At 69.6% G+C, this 15959-nt stretch carries 25 protein-coding genes; 24 read left to right on the plus strand and 1 reads right to left on the minus strand.

Going from position 1 to position 15959, the window contains the following annotated elements:
- Nucleotides 1–59: 59 nt before the first annotated feature.
- From ACWD02_RS15420 to ACWD02_RS15445, 6 genes are all read left to right on the plus strand, one after another.
- Nucleotides 60–275 (plus strand): hypothetical protein, encoded by a 216-nt coding sequence (locus ACWD02_RS15420; RefSeq protein WP_451209816.1) that lies wholly within the window; start codon nt 60–62, stop codon nt 273–275.
- Nucleotides 272–1117: a hypothetical protein gene (locus ACWD02_RS15425; RefSeq protein ID WP_451209818.1), complete on the plus strand. Its 846-nt coding sequence runs from the start codon at nt 272–274 to the stop codon at nt 1115–1117. Before ACWD02_RS15420 ends, ACWD02_RS15425 begins: the two co-directional genes overlap by 4 nt.
- On the plus strand, nt 1114–1539 hold the full coding sequence (locus ACWD02_RS15430; protein ID WP_451209821.1) for a LuxR C-terminal-related transcriptional regulator: 426 nt from the start codon (nt 1114–1116) through the stop codon (nt 1537–1539). Before ACWD02_RS15425 ends, ACWD02_RS15430 begins: the two co-directional genes overlap by 4 nt.
- Complete coding sequence (locus ACWD02_RS15435) at nt 1536–2486, plus strand: DNA cytosine methyltransferase (protein ID WP_451209824.1); 951 nt, start codon at nt 1536–1538, stop codon at nt 2484–2486. Before ACWD02_RS15430 ends, ACWD02_RS15435 begins: the two co-directional genes overlap by 4 nt.
- 240 nt (nt 2487–2726) lie before the next feature.
- Nucleotides 2727–3695 (plus strand): ParB/RepB/Spo0J family partition protein, encoded by a 969-nt coding sequence (locus ACWD02_RS15440; protein ID WP_451209827.1) that lies wholly within the window; start codon nt 2727–2729, stop codon nt 3693–3695.
- Nucleotides 3682–4497 carry a DUF6551 family protein gene (locus ACWD02_RS15445; protein ID WP_451209829.1) on the plus strand — a complete coding sequence of 272 codons (816 nt, stop codon included), beginning with the start codon at nt 3682–3684 and terminating at the stop codon, nt 4495–4497. The genes ACWD02_RS15440 and ACWD02_RS15445 overlap by 14 nt, the downstream gene beginning before the upstream one ends.
- Before the next feature lie 88 nt (nt 4498–4585).
- On the opposite strand, the gene ACWD02_RS15450 is transcribed toward ACWD02_RS15445, so the two are convergent.
- Nucleotides 4586–4915: a type II toxin-antitoxin system Phd/YefM family antitoxin gene (locus ACWD02_RS15450; protein WP_451209832.1), complete on the minus strand. Its 330-nt coding sequence runs from the start codon at nt 4913–4915 to the stop codon at nt 4586–4588.
- Between the two features lie 126 nt (nt 4916–5041).
- On the opposite strand from ACWD02_RS15450, the gene ACWD02_RS15455 reads away from it, so the two are divergent.
- The 18 genes from ACWD02_RS15455 to ACWD02_RS15540 all read left to right on the plus strand — a co-directional run bounded on the left by ACWD02_RS15455 (nt 5042) and on the right by ACWD02_RS15540 (nt 15913).
- Entirely contained in the window at nt 5042–5854 is an 813-nt protein-coding gene (locus ACWD02_RS15455; RefSeq protein WP_451209835.1) for an HNH endonuclease, read from the plus strand.
- A complete protein-coding gene (locus ACWD02_RS15460) occupies nt 5854–6924 on the plus strand; it encodes a hypothetical protein (protein ID WP_451209837.1) in 1071 nt (356 codons plus the stop codon). The genes ACWD02_RS15455 and ACWD02_RS15460 overlap by 1 nt, the downstream gene beginning before the upstream one ends.
- Nucleotides 6924–7508: an ATP-binding protein gene (locus ACWD02_RS15465; protein ID WP_451209840.1), complete on the plus strand. Its 585-nt coding sequence runs from the start codon at nt 6924–6926 to the stop codon at nt 7506–7508. The genes ACWD02_RS15460 and ACWD02_RS15465 overlap by 1 nt, the downstream gene beginning before the upstream one ends.
- On the plus strand, nt 7505–8860 hold the full coding sequence (gene dnaB / locus ACWD02_RS15470) for a replicative DNA helicase (protein ID WP_451209843.1): 1356 nt from the start codon (nt 7505–7507) through the stop codon (nt 8858–8860). Before ACWD02_RS15465 ends, dnaB begins: the two co-directional genes overlap by 4 nt.
- Nucleotides 8861–8885: 25 nt before the next feature.
- Nucleotides 8886–9053 carry a hypothetical protein gene (locus ACWD02_RS15475; protein WP_451209845.1) on the plus strand — a complete coding sequence of 56 codons (168 nt, stop codon included), beginning with the start codon at nt 8886–8888 and terminating at the stop codon, nt 9051–9053.
- A gap of 408 nt (nt 9054–9461) precedes the next feature.
- A complete protein-coding gene (locus ACWD02_RS15480) occupies nt 9462–9710 on the plus strand; it encodes an FDXHR family putative zinc-binding protein (protein ID WP_451209848.1) in 249 nt (82 codons plus the stop codon).
- Nucleotides 9711–9762: 52 nt separating this feature from the next.
- Nucleotides 9763–10203: a hypothetical protein gene (locus ACWD02_RS15485; protein ID WP_451209851.1), complete on the plus strand. Its 441-nt coding sequence runs from the start codon at nt 9763–9765 to the stop codon at nt 10201–10203.
- Complete coding sequence (locus tag ACWD02_RS15490; RefSeq protein ID WP_451209853.1) at nt 10200–10511, plus strand: hypothetical protein; 312 nt, start codon at nt 10200–10202, stop codon at nt 10509–10511. The genes ACWD02_RS15485 and ACWD02_RS15490 overlap by 4 nt, the downstream gene beginning before the upstream one ends.
- Before the next feature lie 28 nt (nt 10512–10539).
- Nucleotides 10540–11055, plus strand: a complete 516-nt coding sequence (locus tag ACWD02_RS15495) for a VUT family protein (protein WP_451209855.1) — start codon at nt 10540–10542, stop codon at nt 11053–11055.
- Nucleotides 11052–12041, plus strand: a complete 990-nt coding sequence (locus tag ACWD02_RS15500; RefSeq protein ID WP_451209858.1) for a deazapurine DNA modification protein DpdA family protein — start codon at nt 11052–11054, stop codon at nt 12039–12041. The genes ACWD02_RS15495 and ACWD02_RS15500 overlap by 4 nt, the downstream gene beginning before the upstream one ends.
- Before the next feature lie 35 nt (nt 12042–12076).
- Entirely contained in the window at nt 12077–12424 is a 348-nt protein-coding gene (locus ACWD02_RS15505) for a hypothetical protein (protein WP_451209861.1), read from the plus strand.
- A 79-nt stretch (nt 12425–12503) separates the two neighbouring features.
- Nucleotides 12504–13922 (plus strand): DUF1653 domain-containing protein, encoded by a 1419-nt coding sequence (locus ACWD02_RS15510; RefSeq protein ID WP_451209864.1) that lies wholly within the window; start codon nt 12504–12506, stop codon nt 13920–13922.
- Nucleotides 13919–14335 carry a hypothetical protein gene (locus ACWD02_RS15515; protein WP_451209866.1) on the plus strand — a complete coding sequence of 139 codons (417 nt, stop codon included), beginning with the start codon at nt 13919–13921 and terminating at the stop codon, nt 14333–14335. The genes ACWD02_RS15510 and ACWD02_RS15515 overlap by 4 nt, the downstream gene beginning before the upstream one ends.
- Entirely contained in the window at nt 14332–14493 is a 162-nt protein-coding gene (locus ACWD02_RS15520) for a hypothetical protein (protein WP_451209868.1), read from the plus strand. The genes ACWD02_RS15515 and ACWD02_RS15520 overlap by 4 nt, the downstream gene beginning before the upstream one ends.
- 21 nt (nt 14494–14514) lie before the next feature.
- Nucleotides 14515–14838, plus strand: a complete 324-nt coding sequence (locus ACWD02_RS15525; RefSeq protein ID WP_451209871.1) for a MazG-like family protein — start codon at nt 14515–14517, stop codon at nt 14836–14838.
- Complete coding sequence (locus tag ACWD02_RS15530) at nt 14838–15098, plus strand: hypothetical protein (RefSeq protein WP_451209873.1); 261 nt, start codon at nt 14838–14840, stop codon at nt 15096–15098. The genes ACWD02_RS15525 and ACWD02_RS15530 overlap by 1 nt, the downstream gene beginning before the upstream one ends.
- Before the next feature lie 10 nt (nt 15099–15108).
- The gene (locus ACWD02_RS15535) at nt 15109–15507 is read left to right on the plus strand and encodes a helix-turn-helix domain-containing protein (RefSeq protein ID WP_451209875.1); all 399 of its coding nucleotides are present in this window, start codon (nt 15109–15111) and stop codon (nt 15505–15507) included.
- The gene (locus tag ACWD02_RS15540) at nt 15479–15913 is read left to right on the plus strand and encodes a hypothetical protein (protein ID WP_451209878.1); all 435 of its coding nucleotides are present in this window, start codon (nt 15479–15481) and stop codon (nt 15911–15913) included. Before ACWD02_RS15535 ends, ACWD02_RS15540 begins: the two co-directional genes overlap by 29 nt.
- The last annotated feature ends 46 nt before the right edge of the window (nt 15914–15959 follow it).

A 15959-nucleotide genomic window follows, 5' to 3' on the forward strand; every position in this document is an offset into this window, starting at 1 on the left:
GGCGGCCTCGGCATCGCCGCCTCGGTCGCCAGCATCCTCGTCGCGATCAGGAGGCGGACGTGAAGGAAGACGCGCTCGAACTGATCGCCACCTACACCGCCATCGCCAACGGTTTCGCCGCGGTCATCACCCTCGCCGTCGTCATCGTCTACGCCTTCGCCGCCTGGGTCGTGATCCAGCTCGGCCGCCGCACCTTCGACCGCATCGGCGCCTCATTCACCCGCGCACACCAGACCATCGCCGACACCCAGCAGCAGCGAGAGGAGGAGGCGTGACCACCAAGCCCCTGCCGCCGCACGGAAGCGAAGCCCGCTACCAAGGAGCCCTCGGCCGACCGGGCTGCCGCTGCAGGACCTGCATCACAGGCTGGACCCGAGCCGGCCAGAGGCGGCAACTCGCCCGCCTCGCGAACCGCCCCGCCACCATCCCCGCCGAGCCCGTCACCAAGCACCTGCGCGTCCTCTACGCCAGCGACCTCACCACCGGACAAATCGCCACCGCGTCCAGCGTCGACCCTTCCACCATCAAGGACCACGCCCGCGGCAAGTTCCCGCGGATCCGCCGCAGCACGGCCGCCAAGCTCCTCGCCGTCCACCCGAACGTGAAACCAACCGTCGGCCGCGTCCCCGCCCTGGGATCCATGCGCCGCTGCAGGGCCCTCTACGCCATCGGCCACAGCCCCGCGGCCATCGCCGCAGTTCACCCGGACCTGCAACTGCGGAGCATCGAGTACATCGTCCCCGGCGCGCGACGCCACGTCGCGGTCTTCATGCACGACGCCATCATCGAGGCGTACCAAGCGCTAGCCTCAACTCCCGGCAGCAGCCGAAGGGCCATGACGCGTGCTGAACGCGAAGGCTGGGCCGGGCCCGACTACTGGGACGACGCCGACTTCGACGACCCCTTCTTCACCCCGGTCACCGCCGTCGAGGCCAACCGCGACGAGCTCGCCGCCCTCCGCCGAGAAGAGATCGAGCACCTTGCCTGGTGCGGCCAGGGGCCAGACGAGATCAGGGCCCGCCTCAACAACGAGATCTCGATCTCCACCGTCCGGCAGGTCGTCGCCGAGTGGCGCACCGGGCAGAGGCGCGACCGCAGCAAGGCGGTGGCCGCATGATCCTCCGCCCCGACATCGTCGCCCTCCTGCGCGCGGACTTTTCCAACAGCGCCATCGCCCGCCAGCTGCACGTCAGCAGGGAGACCGTCGCCGCCCACCGCACCGAGCTTCAACTCCCGCGCGCCCGCAGCGGCTACAAGGCTGCCGAAAGCCCCCAGGAACTGTTCTGGCGGCACGTTCAGCCCACCGGCGACACACACCTCATGTGGACCGGCTACACAACTGGCCGCGGCGTCCCTGAACTGAAACACCGCGGACGCGTCTACACCGCCTACCGCATCGCCTTCAGCCTCGCCCACACCCGGCCGCCCGTCGGACATGTCCGCACCGGCTGCGAGCGGGACGGCTGCGTCCACCCGCGGTGCGTCGAAGACCAGCAGATGCGCGACGAGTACCGGGCGATCTTCGGGGAGGCGGCGTGATCGTCCACGGTTTCGCCGGCATCGGCTGGTCCGAAGCGCTCCCGCCCGGCAGCAGTGAGATCGGGCTTGAGCTCGACGCCGCCGCCTGTCGCACCCGCGTCGGAGCCGGGCACAAGACGGTCCGCTGCGACGTCACCCGCTACCCGACGTGGGTCTTCAAGGGCCGCACCGAAGGGAAGATCGACAGCCCGCCGTGCCCCGGCTTCGGCAAGTCCGGCAAGAAGCTCGGCCTCCAAGACCTGCCCCTCGTCCACCAGGCCATCGAAGACCTCTCCCGTGGCAAAGACACCCGGGCCGCAATCGGCGCCGCCTGCCGCGACGAACGCTCCATCCTCACCGCGGAGCCGATGCGGTGGCACTACGACCTGCAGCCCGAATGGATCTGCATGGAACAGGTGCCGTCCGTCCTCGTCGTCTGGCAGCAGTACGCAGACGTCCTCGAGCGGTGGGGCTACAGCGCCGTCACCGGCATCCTCGACGCCGCCGACTACGGACTCGGCCAGACCCGCAAACGGGCCGTGCTCATCGCCTCCCGCACCCGCCAAGTCGCCCTGCCCGCACCGACCTACGGCGGACTCGGCCAGTTCGCGCACCGCTCGATGGCCGACGTCATCGGCTGGGGCTACACCCGGCGGCCCGCACCGGCCGTCACCGGCGGAGGCACCTACACCGGGGGAGCCGAACCGTTCGGCAACGGGACACGGCAGGCCATGAAGAAGGTCATCGGCACGCCGCTGTGGCGGGACCGGGCCGGCGTACACCACCTGCGGCCGACCATCGCCGAATGCGCGGCGCTGCAGGGGTTCCGGGTGGACCTCGAGTTCCACGGGGGCGCCGGCCAGAGGCACTTGCAGGTCGGAAACGCAGTCCCCCCGCCGCTCGCCGCAGCCGTGCTCGCCGCCGCCGGCGCGTACAGCGGGCGGCAGATCGAGGCGATGGCCGCATGAGTGTGCGAGAGCTACCCGCTTCGGGCGACACGGCGACCGGCAAACAGCGCACGGAACGCCCGCCTCCAAGCCCGTGGCCCGCACCGACGACACGGCATTTGCGCACGTCAGCTACGTGCACCAACTACCTGTCCAGGCAGGACAGCGACAGCATCTCAGACCGCCGGCCCCGCGCCGGACCGTAGCCGCCCGCACCCGCAGACCGATCTATCCGCACCGCCAGGAAGGAAGCAGCGCGTGATGAGTAAGACCATCGGCGTACACGACATCGAGGTTGGCGAGCGCGCTCGTATTGATCTCGGGGACCTGGCCGACCTGATGGCATCCATCAAGCAGTTGGGGCTTCTTCAGCCGATCGTCGTCTCCGGTAGCAACAAGCTGATCGCCGGGGGGCGCCGACTTGAGTCCTGCCGCCGCCTCGGACTGGACGAGGTCCCGGTGGTCGTCGCCGAGCACATCCACGACGCCGTCGACCTCCTCAAGGCCGAACGTGACGAGAACACCTGCCGCAAGCCCATGACCGCCTCGGAACTGATCTCCCTTGGGCGGCAGATCGAAGCCCTCGAGAAGCCCAGGGCGGCCGAAGCCTTGCGGCGGGGGCAGCTTAAGGGTGCGGCAGCAACCGCCGGGAGGCTCTCCGTACCGGCGAACGAAGAGCCCTCCGAGCGGTTCGACTCTCGCGAGCGAGCAGCCGAGGCGGTCGGCCTCTCAACTGCTACCTACTCCCGGCTCAAGCAGGTCGCCAACGCGGCTGAGGGCATCTCCGATGTGTCGCCCCAACGGCAGGAGGAGTCGCGGGAGTCCCTCGCTCTCCTGGACCGAATCACGTCGGGTGAAGAGGTCCGCCCCGTCGAAGGCGGCCGACCTCTAACCGTCACCGCGGTCTATGAGAAATGGAAGGGCCACAAGGCCAACCGCGGGGACGAAGCGCCCGCCGAGCGTCGCCGCAGCCAGCCCGCCGCGGCGCCAGCGCCTCCACTGCTCGACAGCCGCGGTAGGCGCATGCCCCAGCGATCACAACGCAAGTCGCTTGCCGAAGGCGTCTCGACCCTCTCAGGACTCTGCGTCGGATTCGCCAGCGTCACCGAACTGGACGCCTCCATCGACGCAGAAGAGGCCGCGCGATGGGCGCGCGACCTCTCCGAAGCGCTGCGTGTGCTGCGCAGCCTCAACAGCAAGCTCAAGGAGCGCACCAATGGTAACCACTAACCCCGAGACCACTCCTGACTCGATCGAGTGGGTCCCACTCGCCGCGATCCGCACCGACCACCGGGTCAACACCCGGACGTTCGACCCCAACTGGGTCGAGAAGAAGCTCCGCGAAGGCTTCGACCCCAACAAGGTCGGCGTGCCGATCGTGTCGGACCGCGGCGATGAGACATACGTCTGGATCGATGGACAGAACCGTGGCGAGCTCATGCGTCGGGCCGGCTGGTCTGACCAGAAGATCCAGTGCCGGGCATTCCGTGGCCTGACCAGGGCGGAGGAAGCCGAGCTCTTCCTCGGCCACAACGACAACCGCCAGGTCAAGCCGCTCGCCAAGTTCCTCGCGCGCGTCACCGCCGGAAACACGGATGCGGTCGCCATCAACCGCATCGCCAAGAAGCTCGGCTGGAAGATCGAAGAACGCAACAGCAGCAAGAGCATCACGGCCGTCGTCAGCCTCGACAAGGTCTACCAGAGCGACAAGCAGGCGGACGGAAGCCCCGGCCCAGCCCTTGAGCTGACGCTCCGCGTGGTCACGGAGGCCTGGGGTTACAAGTCGGAGGCCGTTGACGGCCGGATCATCGCCGGAATCGGGGCCGTCTTCAACCGCTTCGGCGACTCCGTGGACTTGGCCGTGCTCGTCAAGAAGCTCGCCGAGTACCCCGCCGGCCCCTCCGGCGTCCTGGGCAAGGCTCGCGGCATGCAGCAATTCCAGGGCGGCACGGTCGGCCACTGCGTCGCTGAAGTCGTCGTCACCGCCTACAACGCCCGACGGCGCACCAACGTGCTGCCCGACTGGCGCTGACTCTGGCCGGGGCCGGCCGCAACCGGCCCCGGCCGCTGGCCGCACGACAAAAGCCCCGCGAATGGCGGGGCTGGGAGGAGGAGAGATGTCAGGAGTCGATGGGCATGCCGGCGTCGGTGAGCGCTTCGTAGACGGCACGCGATCGGGCCAGCAGCTCGGGGTTGTCCGCCGCGGAGACCCCTGCGGGAAGGCCGACGAAACCTCGCAGCCGCTCCAGCACCTCCCGGTCTCGCTGCGCCCGTTCGTAGAAGTCGGGCGGCACGACGTATGCGCTGCGCTGGCTCCGCTCCGTGAAGGCGGCTGTGCGCTTCCCGTAGCGGACCTCGCGCAGCAGCTGGGTCAGGTTCGCCCGCGCCGAGGTCATCGAGACCTCTGCGACTCCGTCATCTGCGATCTGAATGCCCTGGTCAGCAGCCATGGCCAGAGTGTAAGTCATTTGCAATCCTTCCATATTTACCAATCTTTAAAGTATTGTGGCAGGTGCGAGCCAGCACCGCCAGACGCCGCCGCTTCCGCACGCCCAAGCTCACCGAAAGAAGCCCCGATGGCCGTCTCCAAGCGACTCCGATACGAGATCCTCCGGCGGGACAACCACGCCTGCAGGTACTGCGGAGCCACCGCGCCCAACGTGAAGCTCAACGTGGACCACGTCATCCCCACGTCGCTCGGCGGAAGCGACAAGCCCGACAACCTCGTCACGTCCTGCTCGCCCTGCAACGCCGGGAAGACCAGCAGCCTGCCGGATGCTCAGCCCGTCGCTGATGTCGATCAAGCGACGTTTGCGCAGGCTGCGGAATTGCAGGGATCCGCTCTCTTCGAGCATCTCTGGCGCGGGGGGTACCCGCCCGAGTGGAGCCCGCAGAAGATCGAGCATCACGCTGCTGAACGCGCGTGGACTTACGCGTGGTCTGTTGCGAGTCGAGGCGGCGAGCCCAATCAGGACCAGTACTCCGAGTTCCTGGTGCACTCCGCTGCCCTCTTCGAGATCGGCTACACAGTCGCCGAGGTGCTGTGCGCGGCGGTGCACGCAGGCACGCACCTGACTGCCCATCTGTCGTGGGGCCTGCGTATGACCGACCTGCAGTACGCCCCAATTTCTGGCGAACAGTTCACCCGCATCGACGGGGTCTTCGACGGCTGGCTAGAGCTATGGCGAAAGGGAGGGTGGGCCGATCCCAGCGCAGAGCAGCAGGAGCAGTTCCGAGGCGAGCTCATCATGGCGGCCCGCAACGGCGACAGCCGTGAAGACATCCAGATCGCTTCGGGTATGGCGGCGGTGTCCCACAGCGCACAGCTCGACGAGTTCCTTGCCCAGTGGGTCCAGACCGACGCCGAGCCGGCGGGCGGTGAGTTCTGATGGCCCGCGGACACGGACGCATCCTCACCAGCATCTGGGACGACACGGACTTCCTCGCGCTCGACCCGAGTGAGCAGCGCCTCTACCTGTTCCTGATCTCGCAGCCGAACCTGAACCACGCCGGCCTACTCGACCTGACGCTGCGCCGGTGGTCCCGCAAGGCACGCGGCCTGACCTCCGCCGAACTGGAGAAGACGCTCCAGGCCCTGGAGACGGCCCGGTTCATCGTCATGGACGACGAGACCGAGGAGCTCCTCATCCGCTCGTTCATCCGTAACGACGGCATCTGGAAGCAGCCGAAGGTCATGGGTGCCATGGTGTCCGGCGCCCTGGAGATCTCCTCCTGGCGGCTGCGTCGTGCGCTGCTCGCCGAAGTGGACCGCATCCCGCTGGACGAACTCAGCGACGAGCCGGGAGCGCGCGGGGTATCGATTCGGGCTCAGGTCGCCGAGCACATCGAAGCCCTCCGGAAGTCCTTCGGAACCCCTCCGCCCGACCCTGACGGAGGGGGTTCCGTAACCCCCTCCGCACCCCCTTCGGGAACCCCCTCCGATACCCCTGAGCAGCCCCCCGCCGAAGGGGGTCCGGAAGCCTCTACGCGCGGGCGCGCGCCCACATCACGCGCGCATTCCCCTGCCCCTGCCCCTGCCCCTACTCCTGCCCCTGTCCCCAATCTCGTTGTGGTTGAGGGGGGTAGTCACACCTCAGGTGGTAGCGAGCCGAGCGCCACGCCGCCTGGCGGCGACGCCCCCATCGACATTGACGGCTTCGAGCTCACTGACGTGATGCGCGCCTGGGGTCTCCGCACCTTCGGCCCCGGACTCGACCTCGACTACGAGACCGCACAGTTCGTCGATCACTTCCGCGGCAACGAAAGCCGACGCCCCAACTGGCCGGCTGAGTGGCAGAAGTGGATCCGCCGCTCCGCCAAGTTCGCGAGCGAGCGCGCCAACCGCCCTCCGCTCCGGGCTGTTTCCGGCGACTACCGCCCCAATCGCCCGCACCCCGCTACCGGCGCCGGTGCGCCGCAGCCCTCCACCGAGGACTACGAGAATGCGAGGCCTTTCTGATGCCCAATGCCGCCGACCGGCGGGCCCGCTACGACGCCGAACGCGCCGCGGCCCGCGCCGAGATCCGCAACCAGACCCTCGCCCGCTATGTCGCCCGTCGCCCCGCGGCGTTCGAGCACAACGGTGACGTCCGCCCGGAAGTCGACGGCTGGATCGCCGAATTCCTCGCCGGCTCCCACGCTTCGCTGCTGCTGCTCGGTAAGCCGGGCACCGGCAAGACGTGGCATCTGTGGAAGATCGGCGAGCTGCTGATCCGGCGCGGCTGGTTCGGGAGCTACTACCTGGTCAGCGACTTCGAGTTCAAGGCCGCAGCCGACCGGCCCGTCAACCACGACCGGCTCGCTGTCTGGCGGGAGGTGCCGCTCCTGGCCCTCGACGACCTCGGCGCCACCCAGCTCTACCCGTGGACTGTCGACGCGATCGCGCAGCTGATCGACGTCCGCTGGCAGAACCAGTTGCCGACGCTGATCTCCACCAACCTGCCGACCCTCGAACCGCTCGGCGCCCGGACCATGTCCCGCTTCGCCGACGGCGGCTCCACCTTCGTGGCGTTCACCGGTACCGACTTCAGGAAGAGCGCATGAACGATTACGACGAGCCGCCGGCCGATGACGAGAAGCTGCCCCCGTTCGACCTTGCTGCCGAGCGTGCCGTGCTCAGCGCAATGATCAGCACAAGCAGCGCCATCGATGAAGCCGTCGAAGTCGTCGTGCCCGAGCACTTCTACCGGCCGCAGCACGAAACGATCTACCGGGCCCTGGTCGATCTCCACAACGAAGGCGCCGCCCACGACCCGATCTCGCTGAGTAACCGTCTCGAGAAGTCCGGCGACCTCGCCCGCTGCGGCGGCAGGGTCTACGTCTTCGATCTCCTCAACGCCTACGAGAGCGTCGGCGGCCCCCGTGCACACGCCGAGATCGTCCGCGAGTGCGCCAACCTCCGGAAGATCCTCGCCGCGAGCAACGGCATGACCCACAGCGTGCACAGTCGTGAGCGCAGCCCCGACGAGATCGTCCAGGACGCCTACGACACCCTCGAAGGGCTCGCCAGCCTCACCGACGACGGCGATGCCGACCAGTCCATCGGCGTCGACATCATGGACGCCGTCGCCGAGGTCATCGACATCCGCGAGAACGGCCCGAAGGCCGGACTGTTCACCGGGTTCCTCGACTTCGACGCACTGACCGGCGGGCTGCAGGCAGGCCAGTTCGTGATCATCGCGGCCCGTCCGGCGATGGGCAAGTCCGTGCTCGCCGGGGACTTCGCCCGCTACGCCGCCATCCGCAACGACGTGCCCACCGTGTTCTTCTCGCTGGAGATGGGCCGCCGCGAACTCCAGAAACGGTTCCTGTCCGCACAGGCCAGCTACCCGCTGCACTGGATGAAGACCCAGGGGCCGCTCGAGGACGCCAAGCTCATGGAGCTGGCCACCGCGGGCAAGGACATGCAGTCCTCGCCGCTGCACATCGTCGCCGACACCGGCATCACCCTCGCCAAGATCCGCGCCCAGTGCCGCCGTATCCAGCGCAAGCAGGGCCTCGGCCTGGTCGTCGTCGACTACCTGCAGCTGATGAGCGGCGAGTCGACCGGCCGTAACGACAACCGGCAGCAGGAAGTCAGCCGCATCAGCCGCGGCCTCAAGAAGCTCGCCATGGACCTGGAAATCCCGGTCGTCGCGCTCTCGCAGCTCAACCGCGGTCCCGAGCAGCGGCAGGACAAGAAGCCGATGCTCGCCGACCTTCGCGAGTCCGGATCGCTCGAGCAGGACGCCGACCTCGCGATCCTCCTGCACCGCGAGGACGCCTACGAGAAGGAGTCCCCGCGGGCCGGCGAAGCCGACTTCATCGTCGCCAAGCACCGCAACGGCCCCACCGGAACGATCACCGTCGCGTTCCAGGGGCATTACAGCCGATTCGTCGACATGAACCAGACCTGACCAACCCGCCGAAAGGAGAACCACCGTGCCCTACCTCGACACCTGCGACCGATGCCTCACCGAAGACAGTCCCGCCATAGAGCCCGCCAAGGTCACCCCCAGCGGGCCTGGTGCCGTCCTCGCCGTCTACCTGTGCCCCACCTGCGGCAGGACGTGGACCTGCGGATGGAGCGACGAAGGCGAGGCCGCCTGATGTCTCGCCGCCGCTGGCAGCCGCCACATCCGGCTGCGCACGTTGAACGCCGCCCCTGCCCGGCCGGTGACCGGTACGCGTCGCTCTCGCTGGCGCATGGTGTGGCGGTGTTGCTGGGGATGCGCGGCTGGGGCGTGTGTCATGCGGCGGCGTGTGGCCGGTGCGGGGGCTGGCATGTGGTGCCGGGTGAGGCGCCTGTGGTGGTGCCGTCGCCGTGGATGGTCACGGTCGCGGTGAAGGGCGGCGTTCTGTGACCCGGGCGCTGCGACACCTGGCCCCTCCGGCGGACTTGCCGTTTCCCGCTGTCAGAACTCGCCGTAGACGGCCTAACCCGCTTTCGGCGTCCCTCGCCCGCTCCGTCCCTCTGAGCGTCCGCCCTACCCCCGAATCCGAGAACAGGAGAATCCCATGATCACTCACGCTGCTTGTGGCAAGACCTGGAGCGGCCTCCGTCGCGCCCACTGCCCGGCCTGCCACGAGACGTTCAACAGCGACTCCGCCGCCGAGAAGCACCGCCGCGGCACCCACGGCGTCGACCGCCACTGCCTCCCGCCCGCCGATGCCGGACTGGTCGCCAGCGAGCAGCCCTGGGGCACCTGCTGGTCCACCCCCGGCATCCAGGGCGACGCCTGGTTCAAGAACGCCGAAGCCGCTTAATCCACCCCACCCCGACCTTGATCCACCCCAACTCGACTGAAGGAGAACCCCGATGACCACTGCGATCATCTGCCGTTCGCCGAACTTCCCGATCCGCCGGATCCTCAACTGCCCGACCTGCAAGCAGCGTCGCCGGTTCGCCGGGTTCGACGGCGGTCCCTACTACGGGCCGACGATCACCTGCTGCGGCTGCGGCGACTCCTGGACCTGCGGCGAAAGGCATGACCGGCCGTTCAAGCGGGCCTGGCGCAAGGAGGCGATCGCTGAGGCGAAGCGGGCGTGGCAGCGGGCTGGTGAGCACACGCGCGCGGAGTACGAGGCGTGGCTGGCCGCTGAACTCGACGCCGTCATGCGCACCCCGTGCGGCCCGACCCCGGACCAACGCGACCCCGAGACAGGTGAGCCGTGCGCGGACCACGAGCGGGAGCAGGCGCACGCCGACGGCGAGCACGAACTCTGCGACCACGCAAAGGCCGGGGCGGTGCAGTCGTGACCGCCGTCGAGCTCCCGCCCCCGTCTCCGGCCCTGGCCGTTCACCGGGCTGCGGCTCGGATCCGTGAGATCGCCGACCGGGCGTCGTGGGGTGTGGCCACCAACCCGTACTGGGACTGCGGCTGGGCGTCCGGCGTGAAGGACGCGATCGGCGGCGCGGAGGGCGACCTGGCCGCGCTGGTCTCCCCGGAGCTGGCGGTGCTGCTGGCGGACTGGCTGGACGAGCGGGCGTCCGCCAGCGTCCGGGCCGGTGCCCCGATCCCGCCGCTCGCCCTCGCGATCGCCGAAGCCACCCACCCCACCCCGTGATCCCCAACCCGACCCGAAGGAGCACCCGATGAAGATCCCCCTGACTCAGGCCGCCGTCCTGGCCGCCTATGTCGCCACCATCCCCGCCGCGAACCTGGCCGTCACCCACGTCGGCGCCGTGCCCGTCGGCTTCGGGCAGGTGGCCCCGGCCGGCGTGTACCTGGTCGGCCTGGCCCTCGTGCTGCGGGACCTGTCCCGGGAAGTCGCAGGCCGGGGCGCGGTGCTGGCGGCGATCGCGGTCGGCGCGGTCCTGTCGTACCTGCTGGCGTCGCCCGCCCTGGCCGTCGCGTCGGCCGCCGCGTTCCTGGTCGCGGAGTCGATGGACTTCGCCGTGTATGAGCCGCTGCGGCAGCGGGGTCTGCTGACGGCGATGCTGGCGTCGAATGCGGTGGGGCTGGCCGCCGACAGCCTGATCTTCCTGTGGCTGGCATTCCGGTCGTTCGACTACCTGCCGGGCCAGCTGCTCGGCAAGACGTGGATGACGCTGGCCGCGGTCGCCGTGATCGCGGTCATCGCCCGGCGCCGTCAGGCGGTGGCGGCATGACGATCGCCCCGGAGCGGCCCGCCGCCTACGACGGCTGCGAATGCAGCGGCCTGCTCGCTCTGTGCGGGCACTGCGCCTGCGACGTCTGCGAGGACTGCGGTGGTTGCTCCGGGGGCGGGCGCTGCGCCTGCGCGTGCATGGTCGCCGAGCGGGCTGCGCGCGAAACACGCTTCTACCTCGGCACCCACATGCCGAACTGGCTGGCCACCTCGGACATCCCGCTGTTCATATCCCGCAACAGGCTCAAGGACCGCAAGACGTTCCCCCGGGCACGCACAGCGTGGGCGCTGGACTCCGGCGGCTTCACCGAACTCCAGCGCCACGGCCGTTGGACCCTCACCCCACAGGACTACGTGGCGGAGGTCCGCCGGTACGCCGAGGCCATCGGCAACCTGGAGTGGGCCGCACCCCAGGACTGGATGTGCGAGGAAGTCGTGATCCGCGGCGGTGTGCTCAACGGCATGACGTTCCACGGCACCCGCGAAGCCCGCGGCCTCGGCCCGTTCGATGCGGAGCAGGAACTGACGGCCGCCGTGCGCATCCACCAGCGGCACACGGTCGACAACTATCTCGAATTGAAGCGCCTCGCCCCCGACCTTCCGTTCATCCCGGTCCTTCAGGGCCAGAGCCTCAAGGACTACCAGCACTGCGCCCTGCTGTACGCCGACGCCGGGACCGACCTCGCGGCCGAGCCTGTCGTCGGACTCGGCTCCGTCTGCCGCCGCCAGGCCACCGAAGAGATCCGCCAGATCGTGCAGCACTTCGCCGACCAGGGACTACGCCTGCATGGCTTCGGCGTGAAGACCCAAGGTCTCGGCGCCTACGCCGACGACCTCGTATCCGCCGACTCGATGGCCTGGTCGATGGACGCCCGCCGGTCGGCCCCGCTGCCCGGCCACACGCACAAGAACTGCGCCAACTGCCCCGACTGGGCGCTGCGCTGGCATCGCCGCATCGTCCAGCAGCACCTCAGCCCCGCCGCATGACCCGTGATCCCCAACCCGACCCGAAGGAGCAGCACATGACCACGCGACTCGATCAGTTCCGTCGCAGCCTCGAAGGCTCTGTCGAGAGCGAGATCAGCAGCCACGCCGACGAGATCGCCCCCGACGTCGTCACTGCCGTGTGGAACGCCGTCGACGACCAGATCGGCGCGCACCGCCAGTACGCCGACGACGCAGGTAAGGCCCGCGACTTCGCACAGCGTCAGGTCGAGCACATCGCCGCCAAGCGCGATCTCGCCGAGAAGGTCATCGGCCTGTGGGAGGCGGGCCAGGCGGGAACCGAGGACGCGCTGCGGATGGTCCGGTCCGCGCTCGCCGTCGGTGACGTGAAGACCCTCGACCGGCTGCGTGCCCCCACCGCGTGACTACCCCAGTGCACCGCCCGGCCGTTACCCGGGCAGTGCTCGCCCCATCGTCCCACCGACCCGATCAAGGAGAAGCACCGTGACCGACCAGCCGACCGAGCCCACTGCCGCTGTCGAGGTGTGGGCGCGCATGCTGTGTGCTGCCGACGTCCACGTGTACGGCGGCGAACACCCGACCTGGCAGCAGCTCGGGCGCCTGTCCGGGAAGTTGCAGGAGGACTATCGCAAGGCTGCGCGGTGGCTGCTGCCCCGGCTGACGGTCGCGCAGCCCGCCGCGCCGTCTGCGCCCGCCGACCGGGACCGCATCGCTGAAGTGCGGATGATCGTCAAGCGTCTTGTCGCCCACGCCAAGGGCTTTCAGGACGTGCTCGACGAGCCCGACCGGGACCCGTGGGCGCGGCTCGTCAGGGCCGACATCGACGAGATTGGCACGGTCCTAGCCGTCCTTCCCGCTGGCCGCCGTGAGTTCGACGCGCAGGCCGGGCTGCAGCGCCTCGCCGACGACCTGCACCGCGGGGAACCGGGCGTCGACGCCGCCGCCAACCGGGCCGCCGAGCCGGCTGTCGAGCCCGGCCTCTACCGGCATTTCAAGGGCGCCCGCTACGAGGTGGCGGCCACGGCCGTGCACACGGAGTCGGGGGAGCGGCTGGTCGTGTACCGGTCCGGCGACGACTGGTCGGCCCGGCCGGTGGAGTCGTTCGCAGGCGAGGTGGAGTTCGACGGGAAGCGGCAGGCGCGCTTCGTGCGGCTGGACGGCAAGGTGGTCGCGCCCGCCGACCGGGCCGCCGAGTGGCAGGACGCTGCTGCCTTCGTCGAGGCGATGAACGAGGGCTGTGGGCAGCACAAGCCGTGCGCGTCCTGTGACGCCCGCGAGGACGCTGCGGCCGAGCTGCGCCGCGTGGCCGAGGAGGCGCAGCAGGCGGGGGAGGCGTGGGACGTGCCGGACGCCCGGCCCGGCACCACGGACTACACCTGGCAGCAGGCGGCGGAGCAGCCCGCGCCCGTGCACGCCGTCCCGCTTCCGGGTTCCAACGGCATCAGCTCCTGTTGCGGACGGCCGCCCTGCGAGTTCGTTGGGGAGCGCGTGACCCGCGACCCGGCACTCGTCACCTGCCTGGGCCGCGACCAGGCGCAGCAGGCGGGGGATCGCTCGGACGTCGGCACGCAGTTCGTGCAGCAGGTCGACAACCTGGACAACGAGGCACTCGACGCGGCCGAGGCCGACATGCTCCTCGACGAGCGCGTGGCCGCCGCGAAGGCCCAGCAGCCCGCCGAGCCCGAGGTGTTCGGCCCGGAGGTCGTCGCCTACCGCCATCCGACGAAGCCCCGCGCCTACCTGTGCCGCCAGCACGGCGACGGCTGGGCGTGGATGACGCCGCTCACCGCCGACGACCTGCCCGGCGGCGGCCTGTGCACCTACGGGGATCCGGCCGACCCGGACGACGTGTGCGGCGTCGACGTGCTCATCCCGCAGCAGCAGGCGGGGGAGGGGCGATGATCCGCGAGGACAAGTTCCTGATCTCCCGCAAGCCCTACGCCGTCGACCTCAACAGCCTGCGCACGCAGGAGCACACCAGGCAGGACGGCAGCCACTACTACTCCGGCCGCGTCAACGCCGTCTGGTTTCGGCGCCGCCAAGGCGTCACAGTCGCCTGCGTCGGCACCTTGTGGGACTTCCAGGACCAACGGCCGGTCACAGGACGCCAGTTCCTCCAGCAGCACGATGACGGCCGCTACGGCGGCGACTGCATCGGCCGCTGGGACGGCGAGTCGTACTGGGGCAACGTCCCGCTGACCGTCCAGGAGCAGCACCTGGCGATCCTGCGGCCGATGCTCGCCAACTACCCGGCGATCCCCGACGGCTACGACGGCTGGTGGACCTTCCAGCCCGCAAAGGGCGGCAGTCGATGACCGCCCGCCGTCGCGCCCGCTTCCGCTCGATCTACGTGAACGGCTGCCCCGTCTGGGAGTGCAGCCGCTGCGGCGAACGCCGAGGCCCAGCCGCCCGCGAGGAAGACCTCGCCGCCCACGAAGCCGAATGCGGCCAACCCGACCAGCCCACCAACTAGCCCACCACCAGGAGGAACCTCATGCTTGAACGCGACCAGTGGAAGACGATCTACCGCCTCGTCGGTTGGCTCGACCGCGAGAACGGCCGCAGCCAGGAAGAGATCAGCCTGCGGCTGCTGAAGCTCGCCGAGGAGGTCGGCGAAGCCTCGCAAGCCTGGATCGGCCACACCGGGCAGAACCCCCGCAAGGGCACCACTCACACCAGGCGCGACGTGTGCGACGAACTCGTCGACGTCATGGTCACCGCCGCTGTCGCCCTCGTGTCGATCGCGGACGGCAACCCGGACGACATGGTCGCCGAGAAACTCGCGAAGATCGAAGCGCGGTCGCAGGCGGTCGTCTGATGGGGCGCGCGATCCGAGCCCGCGACGTCGACACCGTCCTCGCCGACTACCCGCCCTCCGAGTGGACCGGCGACGACTGGATCCCCGGCTGGCGCACCGCCCAAGCAGGCCGACGGCAGGTCAACGTCTTCCACGACGGGCCCGGCGAGCAGGACGGCCTCGAGACGTACCGGCTCGAACTCCAGGCCGCCGGCTACTGCGTGGTCCCCGACCAGCAGCCCGGCGGCGGACGACGCCGCCTCCACATCACCAAGCCCTGAGGAGAACCCCGTGCCCGATCTCGCCGCCGCGAACGCCGTGATCAACGACCTGTACAGCGAGGTCGGTCAGCGGATCACTGGCGCCCGCAAGGCTCGCGGCTACACCCAGGCAGACCTTGGCCGCACTGTCGGCCTGTCTCGCTCCTCGATCGCCAACGTTGAATCAGCCGTGCAGCGAGCTCCGTTCCACATCCTGCTCGGCATCGCCCAGGCGCTGGACGTCGACCCGGTCGGCCTGCTCCTCGGCGACGACCCGCCACAGATCACCCCGGCGCTCCCGTCGGCCAACGTCGCACTCCGCCGCAGACTCCTCGCCGCCGCGCCGAGATTGACACCCTCCTCGGAGCCATTCCGGAGAACTACGACAAGGGAGATCACTCATGAGCCGCCGCTTCCACCTTCAGCGTGACACCGACGTCACGGGCGTTTCGGGTACGGGCCGTGTCGCCGACGGGATCATGTGGCCCGACGGGACCGCCTCCGTCCGCTGGCTTGGCCCGCGCCCCTCCATCGTCTTCTGGGACGGCGGCATGGCGGACGCCGAGTACGTCCACGGCCACCAGGGCGCGACGCGGATCGTCTGGGATGACCCCGAGCCTGCCGACTGGGACACCGCCGACACGAGCTGCCCGCACTGCCCCGACGGACATACGCCACCCACGCGCGGACCCCAGCCGTGGAGCGCCTACGTCGGGCCACAGCGCGACGCCGACGGGCAACCGATGCAGATCATCGTCGCCCGCTCTGCAGGCGCCCACGTCGCCGAGTCCGACGCCCAGTGGGTGCGCGACACCCTCAACCGGCCGCAGCAGTAGCCCGCCTGTGGGCGGTGGTCACGGCCGCCGCCCACCCCCGCACCCG

The organism is Streptomyces sp. NPDC002853, from assembly GCF_053591915.1.

Coding starts and splice junctions, on each gene's coding strand:
- dnaB (WP_451209843.1), top strand. CDS start 7,505: ATGAACGATTACGACGAGCCGCCGGCCGATGACGAGAAGCTGCCCCCG.
- ACWD02_RS15515 (WP_451209866.1), top strand. CDS start 13,919: ATGATCCGCGAGGACAAGTTCCTGATCTCCCGCAAGCCCTACGCCGTC.
- ACWD02_RS15495 (WP_451209855.1), top strand. CDS start 10,540: ATGAAGATCCCCCTGACTCAGGCCGCCGTCCTGGCCGCCTATGTCGCC.
- ACWD02_RS15540 (WP_451209878.1), top strand. CDS start 15,479: ATGAGCCGCCGCTTCCACCTTCAGCGTGACACCGACGTCACGGGCGTT.
- ACWD02_RS15485 (WP_451209851.1), top strand. CDS start 9,763: ATGACCACTGCGATCATCTGCCGTTCGCCGAACTTCCCGATCCGCCGG.
- ACWD02_RS15430 (WP_451209821.1), top strand. CDS start 1,114: ATGATCCTCCGCCCCGACATCGTCGCCCTCCTGCGCGCGGACTTTTCC.
- ACWD02_RS15440 (WP_451209827.1), top strand. CDS start 2,727: ATGAGTAAGACCATCGGCGTACACGACATCGAGGTTGGCGAGCGCGCT.
- ACWD02_RS15505 (WP_451209861.1), top strand. CDS start 12,077: ATGACCACGCGACTCGATCAGTTCCGTCGCAGCCTCGAAGGCTCTGTC.
- ACWD02_RS15455 (WP_451209835.1), top strand. CDS start 5,042: ATGGCCGTCTCCAAGCGACTCCGATACGAGATCCTCCGGCGGGACAAC.
- ACWD02_RS15445 (WP_451209829.1), top strand. CDS start 3,682: ATGGTAACCACTAACCCCGAGACCACTCCTGACTCGATCGAGTGGGTC.
- ACWD02_RS15500 (WP_451209858.1), top strand. CDS start 11,052: ATGACGATCGCCCCGGAGCGGCCCGCCGCCTACGACGGCTGCGAATGC.
- ACWD02_RS15520 (WP_451209868.1), top strand. CDS start 14,332: ATGACCGCCCGCCGTCGCGCCCGCTTCCGCTCGATCTACGTGAACGGC.
- ACWD02_RS15480 (WP_451209848.1), top strand. CDS start 9,462: ATGATCACTCACGCTGCTTGTGGCAAGACCTGGAGCGGCCTCCGTCGC.
- ACWD02_RS15525 (WP_451209871.1), top strand. CDS start 14,515: ATGCTTGAACGCGACCAGTGGAAGACGATCTACCGCCTCGTCGGTTGG.
- ACWD02_RS15530 (WP_451209873.1), top strand. CDS start 14,838: ATGGGGCGCGCGATCCGAGCCCGCGACGTCGACACCGTCCTCGCCGAC.
- ACWD02_RS15460 (WP_451209837.1), top strand. CDS start 5,854: ATGGCCCGCGGACACGGACGCATCCTCACCAGCATCTGGGACGACACG.
- ACWD02_RS15465 (WP_451209840.1), top strand. CDS start 6,924: ATGCCCAATGCCGCCGACCGGCGGGCCCGCTACGACGCCGAACGCGCC.
- ACWD02_RS15450 (WP_451209832.1), bottom strand. CDS start 4,915: ATGGCTGCTGACCAGGGCATTCAGATCGCAGATGACGGAGTCGCAGAG.